A 13,021-nucleotide genomic window follows, 5' to 3' on the forward strand; every position below is an offset into this window, starting at 1 on the left:
CCGCGACGCGCACGGCACCGTGTGCTCGGCGGCCCAGACCGCGAGTTCCCGGCCGGTCACCACGTGGTCGGGGTGGCGAGCGGTCCGGGCCAGGCCGTGGACGATCAGCGCGGTGGTCTGGACCAGCACGTGGTGCACCGGCATCCGGTGGGGCAGGGCGAGCACCGGGCAGGTGGGCGCGAGCAGGATCGCGGCGCGCAGCGTGGCGGCCTGCCAGCCGCCGGTGTCGCCGGCGGCGACCTGCTGCGCGTATTCCCAGATGGTCGGCATCGGACGATCTCAGCAGCGCGAATCCCGTCCGGCAATCCATCGCAAGGGGTGGCGGGCCGTCCCCCGAACGTGCGGTTTCGGTCGCGATTAGTACACCTGATCTAATTTTCGGGTAGGGTGCGGGCATGAGTATCGACAGCGGTGAGGGCACCCCTCGTCCCATCACCGCGAGGCAGGAACGCATTCTCGCCGTGATCCGTGACTCGGTTCGCGACCGCGGCTACCCACCGACCGTGCGGGAGATCGGGGCGGCCGTCGGCCTCGTCTCCCCGTCGTCGGTCTCGCACCATCTCAAGGTTCTGGAGCGGCACGGGCTGCTGCGCCGCCGGCCCAACGAGTCGCGGGCCGTCGACGTGCGCACCACCGTCGCCGAGCGTGCGGTCAGCGTTCCGGTTCTCGGTGACATCGCCGCCGGCGCGCCGATCCTCGCCGAGGAGAATGTCGAGGAGCACCTGACCGTCCCCCGGGAGATGGTCGGTTTCGGCACGTTCTTCGCCCTCAACGTCAAGGGCGACTCGATGATCGACGCCGCGATCTGTGACGGCGACGTCGTGGTGGTGCGCCGCCAGCCGGTCGCGGAGAACGGTGACATCGTCGCCGCGATGCTCGACGGCGAGGCCACCGTCAAGGTGCTGCGCCGGCGCGGCGGCCGGGTCGAGCTGGTTCCGCGCAACCCGCTCTACCAGGTCATTCCCGGTGACGAGGCGGTGGTGCTGGGCAAGGTCGTCTGCGTCATGCGGCGGGTGTGACCACCGAGCGCGCGATGCGGAAACCGACGTCGTCGATGCGCAGCGACGGGTGGCTGCGCCGGCGGACCGAGGCGCGGCAGCTCCACTGCTCGTCGAACCAGCCACCGCCGCGCAGCACCCGGTAGGTGCCGTAGACCTCCTGGTCATAGGTGTCCCAGCACCAGTCCCACACGTTGCCGAGCATGTCGTGCAGGCCCCAGGCGTTGGGCAGTTTGCCGCCGGCCTCGTGGACGCGTTCGCCGGAGTTGCCGCGGTACCAGGCGATCTCGTCGAGCGCGCCGTAACGGGCGCCGGTCGTGCCGGCCCGGCAGGCGTGCTCCCACTCGGCTTCGGTGGGCAGGCGGTAACCGTCGGCGGCCCGGTCCCAGAGCACGCCGGGCTCGCCGGGTGACGGCAGGAGGCTGCCGTCGTCCCGCAGGCGCCCCTCGGTGTCGACGCGGCCGCCGGCCGAGACCCGGCCGTGCGCGGGGAGCGCGGCCGGCGGGCTGGGCGGGCCGGCCGGAAGCAGGTGGTACGCCGGGGTGAGGCCGTGCCGCTCCGACAGGGCGTTGCAGAAGTGCAGCGCGTCCCACCAGGAGACCCCCTCGACCGGCAGCGCGCCGCCTCGCGCGGTGCTCGGCCACGCGCCGGTGACCTCGGCGTAGACCGCCTGGGTGACCGGGATCGCGGCGAGCCGGAACCCGGCGACCTCGACCGTCCACCGGCGCTCGGTGCGCCGGTCGGCGAGGGTGATCGCGCCCGCGGGCACGGCGATCAGGTCGAGGTTCGGCTCCACGGGTAGGCGATGTTACCGGCGAGCGGTGTGCCCGGTGGCGCGCCGGGGCGGACCGCGGCCAGGACCAGCAGGATCCACATCAGCCGGGCGTCGAAGTAGTCGCCGGAGAACAGGCAGGTCGCGCCGATGTAGATGCCACCGTAGGCGGCCGTGCGGGCCTCCGGGCTGCGCTGCTCGCGGGGCGTGCGGAAATAGGCGTGCCCGAGCGCGAACCAGGCCAGGCCGAGCAGGGCCAGGCCCACGAAGCCACCCTCGGCGGCGACCGAGAGCGGCAGGTTGTGGACGTACGCCTCACCCTCACCCAGGTTGGCGATGGCGTGGAAGCCGTTGATGCCGGTGCCGAAGAGCGGCCGCTGCCAGAACAGGCGCAGCGCCCAGGAGAAGAGCACGTCGCGCTGCGAGGTGTAGCCCTGCCCGACGGTGGCCTCGACGAACCGGGACTGCACGAAGCCGGCGATGGTCGGGCCGGCCGTGACGGCCACGATGATCGACATCACCAGCACGAGCCCGGCGGGCTTGGCGAGCTGGTCCCAGCGGGGTTTGCGGCGGTTGACCGCCAGAGCGATGAGCATCGTGATGGCGAGCGCGACCAGCCCGCCGCGGGACCCGGAGGCGATCGCGCCGAACAGGAAGACCGGGATCGGCATCAGCCAGCGCAGCTTCGCGCCGCTGCGGACGTAGAGGTAGAGCGAGGTGAGGACGCCCATCACCATGATGCGGACGAAGACGTTGGGGCCGCCGCCGAGCGCCGCCCACCGGCCGCCGGCGGCGTGCCCCCGCCCGGTCGACGCGGCCAGGAAGTACACCCAGGCGGCGGCGTGGAAGCAGCACAGGGTGATCCGGGTGACGTGGTCGCGGTCCCACTTCGCCAGGGTGTAGTAGACGACGACCATGAAGACCACGGCCAGCAGGTCGCCGATCATCGCACCGTAGACCGCACCCGGCGGGGTCCAGGTGGCCGAGAGCACCTGATATCCGTGCAGTCCGAGAATCGGCAGGAGGCAGTAGCCGCCGGCCGCCGCGCGCGGGCCGATCCGGTGCGCCTCCAGCAGCAGGCACATCAGGACGGCCAGGAGCAACGGCACCCGGACGTCGTTGAGCACCGGGACGTCCAGGCCGACCCGGGCGAGGGTGAACCGGCCGGCGAGCGTGGCGACGAAGGCGAGGACCACCACGAGTCCCGGCCGCGCCGGCTCGGTCATGACAGACCGGTGCGCAGAGCGCGCACCACCAGCCGTTCCGAGCAGACCCCCAGGACGGCGGCGGCGCCGCAGAGCGCGACGACCGCGGCGTACGTGGGCGCGAGCACCGACTGGGTCACGTGTGTCAGCAGAACCTCGAGGGCGAGGCAGGCGAGCAGCAGGCGGCTCATCACCGGCGCCTCCAGCAAGGCGTCCAGGGTGGGGCGGGCGGCGTAGTACATGGCGAACGGGATCGCGGCGACCACCCCGGCGCGCAGCACCCCGACGGCCGGGGCGAACTCCGGTCCCAGGAATCCACGGACCAGCAGCGGGGCGAACACGGCGAAGACCGCCGCGGCGACGGCGGCCAGTCCGGCCGCGGAGACCGGAAGGCTGGTGAGCATCCGCAGGGTGGCGCCGTCCTTGCCGGAGCGGTGGAAGAGCCGGCTCAGCCGGGGCAGCAGCACCGGGGTGAGCATCCCGAAGAACGAGCAGATCAGGGTGACCGCGGAGGTGGTGAAGCCGACGTAACCGGCCTCGGGGCTGCCCGGCAGCACGGCCGCCACCGCGAACGTCGGGTAGGTGAAGAGCGCCGGCAGGGCGATGTCCCCGGGCAGGCGCCGTACCCCGTACCGAAGGAGGGTCCGCATGGTCGGATCGGCGCCGTGGTGCGGGGCCGGCGGCGCCGGCCGTTGCCGGCGGACCGTGACCGCGCCCCAGGCCGCGACCAGCACCATGCCCGAGCCCTGCAGGACCAGGAAGTCGTCGATCCGGTCGGCCAGCGCGAACGCGATGACCGGCACCAGGCCGAGGCCGACGGCGGAGACGGTGTTGGAGCGGGCGACCTGGTGCGTTCCGCGCAGCGCGGCGGCGGCGAGCGTGCACAGGCAGTTGCCGGTCAGCATGATCAGCACCGCGCCCACCGCCGCCGCGCCGCCGCCGATGCCGAGGAACTCGGCGAGCCAGGGGCTGAGCGCGACGCCGCCGAGCGCGAAGACGCCCGCCACGCCCGCCTGGATGAGGATGGCCTGCCGGGCCAGGCGATCGGTGCCGGAGCTGGTCCGCGGCAGGTAGCGCTGCAGCGCCTGACTGAGGCCGAGGGTGACCAGCGGCTGGAAGGTGCTCACCACCCCGCGGGCGATCTGGTAGTACGCGAAACCGTCCACGCCGCCGCGCTGGGCGACCATGTGGAACAGGAACAGCCCGGAACCGAGGACGAACCACTGCACCAGCAGCGTCGCGGCGTAATCGCGCCGGACGGCAGCCGGGACGGCGCGCAGCAGCGACCGGACCGAGCCCTTCAGAGCCCGGCCCCGATCAGCTCGGGCACGACCGGTGACCGGGCCCACCACCGCGGCTTGCGCCTGGCCTCCGGCTCCGGCGCGATGTATTCGTCCAGGCTGGGGAAGAGCGTGCTCTTCGGCGGAACCATGTTGAGCACGCAGCCGAGCAGTGAGGCGTTGACCCCGTGCAGCGCGCGGACGGCGGCGGTGACCTGCGCCCCGGTGGTGCGGCTGAACCGGACCACCAGCAGCGTGCCGTCGGCGCGCCCGGCGACCACCTCACCGTCGGTGACCGGCAGCAGCGGCGGGCAGTCGAAGATGACCACGTCGAAGCGGTGGCGCACCTCCTCGACCACCGCGGTCATCCGCGACGAGCTGAGCAGCTCGCTCGGGTTCGGCGGCGGGTGCCCGCCCGCCAGCAGCCACAGCCCGGCGCCCCACGGCTGCAGCACCTGGTCCACGGTGGCGGCGCCGTTGAGCACGGTGCTGAGCCCGGCCGACTCGTCGCGCCCGAGGAACTTGGCCAGGCGTGGCCGGCGCAGCTCCGCGTCGACCACCAGGACCCGCTGGCCGGTCTCGGCGAAGAGCAGGGCGAGGCTGCACGCGGTCGCCGAGCGGCCCTCGCCGGGCACCGCGCTGGTCACCGCGAGGGTCTTGATCGAGGTGCCGGCCGAGGCGGTCTGCAGCAGCGTCCGGACCTGGCGCAGCGCCTCGGTCCGCGCCGAGTTGCTGTCCGAGACGAACGGGCCGGGGCCGGCCGGGGCCCGCGCGTCCGCCGGCACCCGGGCCAGCACCGGGGCGGAGGTCAGCGTCTGCAGCGCTTCGGCGGTGCGTACGGTCGCGTCCGAGACCTCCCGGATCACGGCGGCGCCGGCGCCCACGATCAGCCCGGCCATGACGGCCAGCGCGAAGCTGTTCAGCGGGCGTGGCGCGACCGGCTCCTCGGCCAGGTACGGCTCGTTGACGATCTCGACCCGGACCGCCGGGCCGTCCGAGTCGGCGGAGCGCTCCAGGCTCTCCACGGTCCGCTTGAACTGGTCGGCGAGGCCGGTGGTGAGCAGCATGGCGCGCTGCGGCGACGGGTCCTCCACGGTGACCTGGAGCATGACGGTGTCGGCGATGGGCTCGGCGCTGATCCGTTCGCGCATCTGCGCCGGGGTCAGCCCGGTGCCGGTGCCGGCCGCGAGCGGCACCACGATCTCGTCGCTGACCAGCAGCTCGGCGTAGGTGGCCATCCGGCTGGTGGAGAACATGCTGCCCGGGTAGAGGTCGGCGGCCATGTCCGACGGGGTGGTGAAGAAGAACGTGACGTGGGCCGCGTACACCGTGGTGGTGCGCATGTTGATCGCCTGGGCGACACCGAGCGCGATCAGGATCGAGCCCACCACCAGCCACCAATGTCTCTTGGCGACACGGAGGTAATCACGTAGGCCCATGCAGACCTCCCCGTTCCGTGGCCACTGTCACGTTATGGCCCTATGCACCCTTTGGCGGTGATACCAGAAAAGACACCTTTTAGGGGTATAGGCATTGGTAATCTGGCGAGGACCGGGCTGGACGTGGTTGGGGGACGACCGTGTTCTCGTGGGACGAACTGCGGGTCCGGACGATGCGCCATCGCCGGCTGATCCCGCTGATCGTGGACAGCGCCGCCTGGGCGGCCGGTCTGGTCGCTGCCGTGGTCACCCGGTTCGGGCCCGGTCTGGGTGGCCGGCTCGGCGGGACCGTCGCCGCGGTGCTGCTCGCGATCGTCCTGCAGGCCGCGGTCGGCCACACCCGGCACCTCTACCGCGGCCGCTTCCGTTACGCCAGCTTCGAAGAGGTACGGGCGGTCGCCACCACCACCGGCGTGACCGCCGTGGGCCTGCTCGTCGTCGACGTCCTGCTCTCCCGGCACCCGGTCCCGGCGAGCATCCCGGCGATGAGCGGCGCGGTCGCGCTGCTGCTGATGCTCGCCGCCCGCTACGCCTACCGCGCGCATCGGCAGCGCCACCAGCGCCCGGACGTGCGGGTCGCCGCTCCGGTGGTGCTCTTCGGCGCCGGTGAGGCCGGGGTGCACCTGCTGCGCTCGATGCTGCACGACCGCGGCGGGCGGTACCTGCCGGTCGGGCTGATCGACGACGACCCGCACAAGCGACGGCTGCACGTGCTCGGCGTACCGGTGCTGGGTTCTCGTCAGGACATCGCCGCCGTGCTCAGCGCGACCGGAGCTTCCATGCTGGTGTTCGCCGTGGCGAACGCCGAGGCGGAGCTGGTGCGCGACGTGCGCGACCGCACGGTCGCGGCCGGCGCGACCTTCAAGGTGGTGCCGTCGGTGAGCGAGCTGATGGACCAGCCGGTGGCCGTCGACGACATCCGCGACGTGCAGGTCGCCGACCTGCTCGGCCGGCACCAGATCGAGACCGACCTGAACGCGATCGCCGGCTACCTGACCGGCAAGCGGGTCCTGGTGACCGGGGCCGGCGGGTCGATCGGCTCCGAGCTGTGCCGGCAGATCTACCACTTCGGCCCGGCCGAGCTGATGATGCTGGACCGCGACGAGTCCGCGCTGCAGGCCGTGCAGTTGTCGCTGGACGCCCAGGGCCGCATCGACGACCCCTCGGTGATCCTGGCCGACCTGCGCGACGCCGAACACCTCAAGACGATCTTCCGGACCCGGCGGCCCGAGGTGGTCTTCCACGCCGCCGCCCTCAAGCACCTGGCCCTGCTCCAGCGCTATCCGGGCGAGGCCGTCAAGACCAACGTGCTGGGCACCCGCAACGTGCTGGACGCCGCCGAGCACGTGGAACGGTTCGTCAACATCTCCACCGACAAGGCGGCCGACCCGACCAGCGTCCTCGGTTACTCGAAGCGGATCACCGAGCGGCTCACCGCCTGGACCGCGCGGCACCGCCCGGGCAGTTTCCTGAGCGTGCGTTTCGGCAACGTGCTGGGCAGCCGCGGGTCGGTCTTCACCACGTTCAGCGCGCAGATCGCCGAGGGCGGCCCGGTCACCGTCACCCACCCGGACGTCACCCGGTATTTCATGACCATCCAGGAGGCGGTGCACCTGGTGATCCAGGCCGCCGCGATCGGCCGCGACGGCGAGGCGCTGGTGCTGGAGATGGGCCGGCCGGTCCGGATCGCCGAGGTGGCCCAGCAGATGGTGCAGCTCGCCCCGCGGCCGGTCGAGATCTGCTACACCGGCCTGCGGCCGGGGGAGAAGCTGGACGAGACGCTGTTCGGCGCCGGCGAGGTGGACCGGCGCCCGTTCCACCCGCTGATCTCGCACGTCGAGGTTCCGCCGCTGGACGCCGGTCAACTGCGGCACCTGTACGCGAACGGCGAGCCGCGCACGGTGATCGCGCAGCTCGCCGCCCTCTGTGAAGCGCTACCCGCCGACCGCTGGGAGCGCGCTGCCTCCTGACACGGCCCGCGTCTTCGCGTGCCGCTCCGGCAGTGTCCGCCGGCCGCCGGTGGCCCGCTCCAGCGCGGCGCGCAGCCGGGCCTCCTCGCCGTCACGGTCGCGGTACCAGGCGATCGACCAGATCCGGTGCAGGTTCCAGCCGAGACCGAGCAGCACCTGCTCGCTGAGCCGGTCCCGGTCGCGTGCCGCCGGGCAGTCGCCGTACGCCGGGCCGTCGCACCGGATCCCGAGGGCGTACCCGGCCTCGGGGCGGTCCGGTGGCCGTACGCCCAGGTCGACGCGGCCGCCGGCCCAGCCCAGCGCCGGGTGCACCGGGTAACCCCAGGACCGGATGGTGGCCAGCACCGACTCCTGGAACGGGCCGTCGATCACGCCGGCCGCCCGCTCCGGGATCGACGCGGTCTCCAGCGCGGCCGGGCCCCGCTCGGCGTAGTCCAGGTACGAGGCGAGCAGGCGTACGCCCTCGTTGTCGGTCTCCGGCACGTCCCGTGCGGTGATCGAGGTGACGATCTCCACCCGGTAGCGGGCCCGGGTGATCGCCACGTTCAGCCGCCGCCACCCGTTGGGCCGGTTCAGCGCGCCGAAGTTGGCGCTGATCTTCCCGTCCTCGTCGAACCCGTAGCCGATCGAGAAGATCATGACGTCCCGCTCGTCGCCCTGCACCGCCTCCAGGCTCTTCACGAAGAACCCGTGCAGCCGGTCGTCGTCGAGGATCCGGGACAGCTCCGGCCGGCCCGCCGCCACCCGCTCGACGGCCCGTTCGATCGCCTCGGCCTGCGCCACCGAGAAGGTGACCACGCCCAGCGACAGGCCGGGCCGGGTGGTGAAGTGGTGCACGATCCGCTCGGCGACCCGGTCCGCCTCCACCGGGTTGTCCCGCCCGCCGCTGCGCCGGTAGACGCCGCCGGCCGGGATCAGGGCCACCCCGGTGTCCGGTCCACCCGCGTTCGCGCTCGGGAAGACGCTGAGCCGCCCCTGGTAGAACTGGTGGTTGGAGAAAGCGATCAGCGCCTCGTGCCGGCTGCGGTAATGCCAGTTCAGGCCCAGGCTGGGGAAGGCGCCGCAGCCCTTGGCCAGCTCCAGCACCGACTCGAAGTCGAGCACCGCGAGCTCCGGCTCGTCGTCGTCGATCGTGCTCAGCGCCCGGTCGAAGAACGACGTCGGCGGCAGCTGCCGGTCGTCGCCGGCGGTGATCAGCGCGGTGCCGCGGTAGATGCAGTTGACCGCGTCGGCCGGGGTCACCTGCGACGCCTCGTCGAAGATGACCACGTCGAACCGCAGGTCGGCGGGGAGCGACTGGCTCACCGTCAGCGGCGACATCAGGAAGCACGGCCGCAGTCCGAGGACCAGCTCCCGGGCCTGCCCGATCAGGTCCCGGACCGGCAGGTGCCGGCTGGCCTTCATCGCCTCCCGGCGCACCAGGTCGGCTTCCGGGCTGTCGGCGGCCGGCCGCCGGGCGGCGATCGACTCGGCGATCGTGTCGACCGCGGTGGCGGTCAGCCGGCTGTCCAGGGTCCGGAACTCGGCGACCAGCCGGTCCCGGTCGGCGGCCCGCCACGGCCGCAACCGCTGATCGGACTGGATCATCGCGTCCGCCCAGGAGCGGAACATCGCCCGCTCCACGGCCGGGCGCACCTGCTCGGCGGCGAGCCGGCGGTCGGCGCAGAACTCGACGACGCCGTCCAGGCCGTACCCGCTGAGCACAGCCCGGGCGTCCTGCGCGGCGAACCACTCCTCCTGGCCGCCCGCGTCGTCGCGGATCCGCTGCAGGAACACCCGCGCCCGCTCCGGGTCGGCCAGCTCCTCGCCGAGCGCGGCCCGCCGGGCCGGGGCGAACGCTTCGAGCACCGCCTGCCGGGCCGCAGCCCACTGCTCGGCCAGCTTGGCCAGCCCGGCCACCGGCCGCAACTGGCGCAGCGCGGCCATCTGCGGCGCGGTGAGCGGGGCGTCCGAGCCGGTCAGCAGCGCGCGAGCGGCAGCGGCCCAGGCGACAGCCGCGGCCAGGGCCGCCTCGTCGGTCTCCGCACCTCGGTACGCCGCACCGAACATCTCGGTGTAGGTGGTGGCATGGGTGGCCAGCCCCGCCTCGGCGTCGGCGATCTCCTGCCGGAGCCGGCCCAGCGTGCTCACCTCGGCGAAGTCCATCGTGCGGCCGGTCGCCACGTCGTAGGCGTGCACCACGGCGGACACCGCGCTCAGGGCGGTGGCGTGCGCGCGCAGCCAGGCCACCGTGGTGTCGATCGGCCCGGAGACCAGCTCGGGGCGATCCAGCTTCAGGGCCGGCACCGCCTCCCGGGCCTCCTTGGCGAGGCGGATCACCTCGGCGTCCGGGGTGGGCGAGCAGACGTAGGCCGCGACGGCCGCCACCGCGGCCGGGGGCGCCGAGCGCAGACCCTGCTCGACGACCTGCAGCGCCTCCTCGACGGCCGGGAAGTCGGTCCCCGGGCCCTGCCAGTAGCGGCCCAGCGCGGGCCCGTACGCCTGCTCCGCCGTGGCCAGGTCCTGCCGCGCCCGCTGCCAGGCGACCGCGGTCTCCAGCCGGGGCAGCGCGTCGCGCACCGCGGCGGTGGGCAGCACGAACGCCGCGACGATCCGCCGGTCCCGCCGGTACGCGCCGAGCAGCTTGCGCCAGCCCCGGTGCACCCGGGCGAAGCGGTCGGACAGCTCCTCCACCGGCTGGGTGAGGATCGCCTCGGCGAAGAACGGGCGGGCTCGTACCTCGGCGGCGACCAGGCTCTCCAGCGCCCGCCGCAGGGTCTGCACGCCGGTGGCCACGGTGGCCGCCGCGCCCGGGCCGAACCAGAACTGCTCGGGCTTGTGCGGGCGCGACCCGAGCTCGGCGATGTCGGCGATGCGCTCGATGTCGGCGACCGTCACCGCCTTCGGCAGGCCCAGCTTCGTGGTGACCTTGTCGATCGCGGCCCGCTGGCGCTCCAGCTCGTCCGCGGCCTCGGTGCAGACCCGGGCCTGCCGGTCGGCCTCGGCGGCGGTCAGCGGCGCCAGGTCCACCGGCTCCGGGGTCAGCACGCTCAGGTCGGGCACGCCGGGCAGATCCGCCGGTACGGGCAGCGCCGACCAGCTCGCCCCGGCCCGCTTCGTGGCCGCCTCCCGGGCCGCCCGGACGGTGGCGAGGTCACGGCCGAGCGCGTCGGCGGCCTGTCGTACCGGGTCCAGGCCGGGAGCGGTCAGCCAGTCGTCGCGTACCTGCGGCGGGCGCTGCCCGGCGTGCGCGGCGAGCTTGGCCAGCGTGCCCGCGTCGTCCGGGCTGCCCAGCCCGAAGGCGGCGGCCGGGGCCCGGTCCTCGCGGACCGCCCGGGTCAGGCCGGTCAGCGCCCGCTCGGCGCGGGACAGGATGGGGTCGAGCGGCTCCCGCTTCATCACGTCGCGCCAGGGCAGATCGTCGCGCTCCACGGCGGTGCGCCAGGACGCGGCCAGGCGGTCGGCGGCCTCCCGGACCCGGCGTACCGACTCCGGGGTGACGGTCGCCGGCGGGATCACCGGCACCGGGGCGGCCGGCGCGTCGGCGAGCCGGGCACAGAAGCCGAGGACGTCGTGCAGCGAACGGTTCAGCGGCTGGCGTACCTCGTTCATCGCCTCGGCGTACGCGCTCAGCTGCTCGCGCCGTTCCCGCGTGCCGCGCCGGTCGGCGGTGTCCGGGCCGCCGCGCGGCGCCGGACCGTCGTCCAGGGCCGCGGCCAGCGCGGTCGCCACCTCCTTGCGGCCGGCCTTGTGCCCGTGCAGCTCCAGCACGTAGCGGTCCAGCCCGGCCTCTACCAGCCGGTGGTGCACCACGTCGAGCGCGGCGGCCTTCTCCGAGACGAAGAGCACGCGCTTCCCGGCGTGCAGCAGGCAGCCGATCATGTTGGCGATGGTCTGCGACTTGCCGGTGCCGGGCGGGCCGTCCATGACGAAACTGCGGCCGGCCACGGCCGCCGCGATACAGGCCCGCTGCGACGCGTCGGCGTCGAGCACCAGGGGTACGTGTTCCGGCCCGGCGACCCGGTCGATGTCGGCGGCCGGGATCGGGTTGAAGCGGAACGCGTCGGTCTGCCGTCCGGTCCCGGTCGAGGCGAGCGCCTGCACCACCGGGTGCCCGAGGATCCGGTCCTCGTTGACCAGCAGGTCCCGGTAGATCGCCTCCTTGTGGAAGGTCAGGCAGGACAGGGCGATGGTGCGGTCCACGTGCCAGCCGCGGCGGCGGGCCACCGCGCTCTGCAGCGCGGACCAGATCCGCGAGACGTCCAGGTCGGTGCCGACGGCCGGTGGCTCGATGCCGAGGCGGCGCAACCGGATCGACAGGGCCGGGTTGAGCACCGCCTCCTCGTCGCGCAGCCGCAGCCGGGGCGGGTCGCCGGGACCGGTGGTGATCAACTCGACCGGCAGCAGCAGTACCGGGCTCGCGTACGGCTGATCGGCCTCGTCGCGCCAGCGCAGCAGGCCGAGCACCAGGTGCAGCACCGACACGCCGCGGTCGAGGTACTCCTGTCGGGCCTTCTTCATCATCCGGCGCAGCGTGGCGTCCAGCGACGGGTCGGGCAGCTCGGTGCGCAGCACCTGGTCCGCGGCGGCGTGCCGCTCCGGGTCGGCCCCGGTGCCCACCAGGCCGCAGTCGCGGCCCAGGTGCAGGGCGGCGACCACGGCCTCCGGCTCCGGTCCGACGATCTCCACGAGGTCGGGATGGTCGGTCGGGAAGCTGATCAGCCGGTTGGTGTCACCCAGGTCGACGAGGCTGTCCCGCCAGGCGTGCAGCGCCGCGCGGACCTCGGCGCGGGCGGGTGCGGACGAGGTTTTACCTGGACGGTCTCTCATGTCCCGATTGCACCAAAGCGACCCCGTTTTCGCTGGCGATTCGGAATGCGTGGGAATGCTGATCACGGAGTGACGCCTGGTGTATCCGCGGATGTCACGGCCGGGCCGCCCGCGCCTGCGAGTCTCACCGGCGAGGCCGGGGGAGGGCGCCGATGACCGAGTACGCCGAGCTGCTGGCCGCCGGCCGGTGGGTGCTGGCGGTGGTGTTCGCCGCGGCCCTGCTGGAGGTGGTGCTGCCGGTCATCCCGGCCGAGACGATCCTGGTGGCGGCGGGCGTGGTCGCGGCCGGGGCGGGCAGGCCGGTACCGGTCCTGGTGGTGCTGGTCGCGGCAGCCGGGGTGTGCGCGGGGGGCGCTGCAGGCGGTGCTGCTCGGCTACCTGGGCGGGGCGCTGGCCGGCGATCCGCTGGTCGGTTCCGGCCTGGCCTGGCTCGGCGCGATCGCCCTGACGGCCGCTGCGGTGGCCGTCCAGTGCGCACCGAGGTGTTCGCGCACGTCCAGCGGCAGTCGCTGGCGTTCTTCATGCGGACCCAGACCGGCGCGCTGGTC

The 13,021-nt window shown here is 73.6% G+C and carries 8 protein-coding genes and 1 pseudogene; 3 read left to right on the forward strand and 6 right to left on the reverse strand.

Features of this window, described 5'->3' with window-relative positions; all coding sequences use genetic code 11:
* Nucleotides 1-270 (reverse strand): hypothetical protein (locus AB0F81_RS46650; RefSeq protein WP_360210058.1); only part of this gene is annotated, 270 nt, incomplete at its 3' end.
* 125 nt (nt 271-395) lie between these two features.
* Here AB0F81_RS46650 and lexA point away from each other — a divergent pair.
* The gene (gene lexA / locus AB0F81_RS46655) at nt 396-1,019 is read left to right on the forward strand and encodes a transcriptional repressor LexA (RefSeq protein WP_360210060.1); all 624 of its coding nucleotides are present in this window, start codon (nt 396-398) and stop codon (nt 1,017-1,019) included.
* On the opposite strand, the gene AB0F81_RS46660 is transcribed toward lexA, so the two are convergent.
* Genes AB0F81_RS46660 through AB0F81_RS46675 form a run of 4 tightly spaced genes read right to left on the reverse strand, consistent with a single transcriptional unit; the run spans nt 1,003 to nt 5,694 of the window.
* On the reverse strand, nt 1,003-1,794 hold the full coding sequence (locus tag AB0F81_RS46660; protein WP_360210062.1) for a formylglycine-generating enzyme family protein: 792 nt from the start codon (nt 1,792-1,794) through the stop codon (nt 1,003-1,005). The two genes, lexA and AB0F81_RS46660, sit on opposite strands and share 17 nt — an antisense overlap.
* On the reverse strand, nt 1,773-2,996 hold the full coding sequence (locus tag AB0F81_RS46665) for an O-antigen ligase family protein (protein ID WP_360210064.1): 1,224 nt from the start codon (nt 2,994-2,996) through the stop codon (nt 1,773-1,775). Before AB0F81_RS46665 ends, AB0F81_RS46660 begins: the two co-directional genes overlap by 22 nt.
* A complete protein-coding gene (locus AB0F81_RS46670) occupies nt 2,993-4,324 on the reverse strand; it encodes an oligosaccharide flippase family protein (protein WP_360210066.1) in 1,332 nt (443 codons plus the stop codon). The genes AB0F81_RS46665 and AB0F81_RS46670 overlap by 4 nt, the downstream gene beginning before the upstream one ends.
* Nucleotides 4,276-5,694 carry a polysaccharide biosynthesis tyrosine autokinase gene (locus tag AB0F81_RS46675; RefSeq protein WP_360210068.1) on the reverse strand — a complete coding sequence of 473 codons (1,419 nt, stop codon included), beginning with the start codon at nt 5,692-5,694 and terminating at the stop codon, nt 4,276-4,278. Before AB0F81_RS46675 ends, AB0F81_RS46670 begins: the two co-directional genes overlap by 49 nt.
* A 140-nt stretch (nt 5,695-5,834) precedes the next feature.
* Here AB0F81_RS46675 and AB0F81_RS46680 point away from each other — a divergent pair, with 140 nt between their 5' ends.
* Entirely contained in the window at nt 5,835-7,664 is a 1,830-nt protein-coding gene (locus AB0F81_RS46680; protein ID WP_360210070.1) for a polysaccharide biosynthesis protein, read from the forward strand.
* Here the strand turns inward: AB0F81_RS46680 and AB0F81_RS46685 are convergent.
* Entirely contained in the window at nt 7,629-12,473 is a 4,845-nt protein-coding gene (locus tag AB0F81_RS46685; RefSeq protein WP_360210072.1) for a DUF4011 domain-containing protein, read from the reverse strand. The two genes, AB0F81_RS46680 and AB0F81_RS46685, sit on opposite strands and share 36 nt — an antisense overlap.
* 152 nt (nt 12,474-12,625) lie before the next feature.
* On the opposite strand from AB0F81_RS46685, the pseudogene AB0F81_RS46690 reads away from it, so the two are divergent.
* Nucleotides 12,626-13,021, forward strand: a pseudogene (locus AB0F81_RS46690) (hypothetical protein); the annotation flags it as partial.

The organism is Actinoplanes sp. NPDC024001 (genome assembly GCF_040638955.1).
Lineage (GTDB): Bacteria > Actinomycetota > Actinomycetes > Mycobacteriales > Micromonosporaceae > Actinoplanes.

Coding starts and splice junctions, on each gene's coding strand:
- lexA (WP_360210060.1), top strand. CDS start 396: ATGAGTATCGACAGCGGTGAGGGCACCCCTCGTCCCATCACCGCGAGG.
- AB0F81_RS46685 (WP_360210072.1), bottom strand. CDS start 12,473: ATGAGAGACCGTCCAGGTAAAACCTCGTCCGCACCCGCCCGCGCCGAG.
- AB0F81_RS46675 (WP_360210068.1), bottom strand. CDS start 5,694: ATGGGCCTACGTGATTACCTCCGTGTCGCCAAGAGACATTGGTGGCTG.
- AB0F81_RS46665 (WP_360210064.1), bottom strand. CDS start 2,996: ATGACCGAGCCGGCGCGGCCGGGACTCGTGGTGGTCCTCGCCTTCGTC.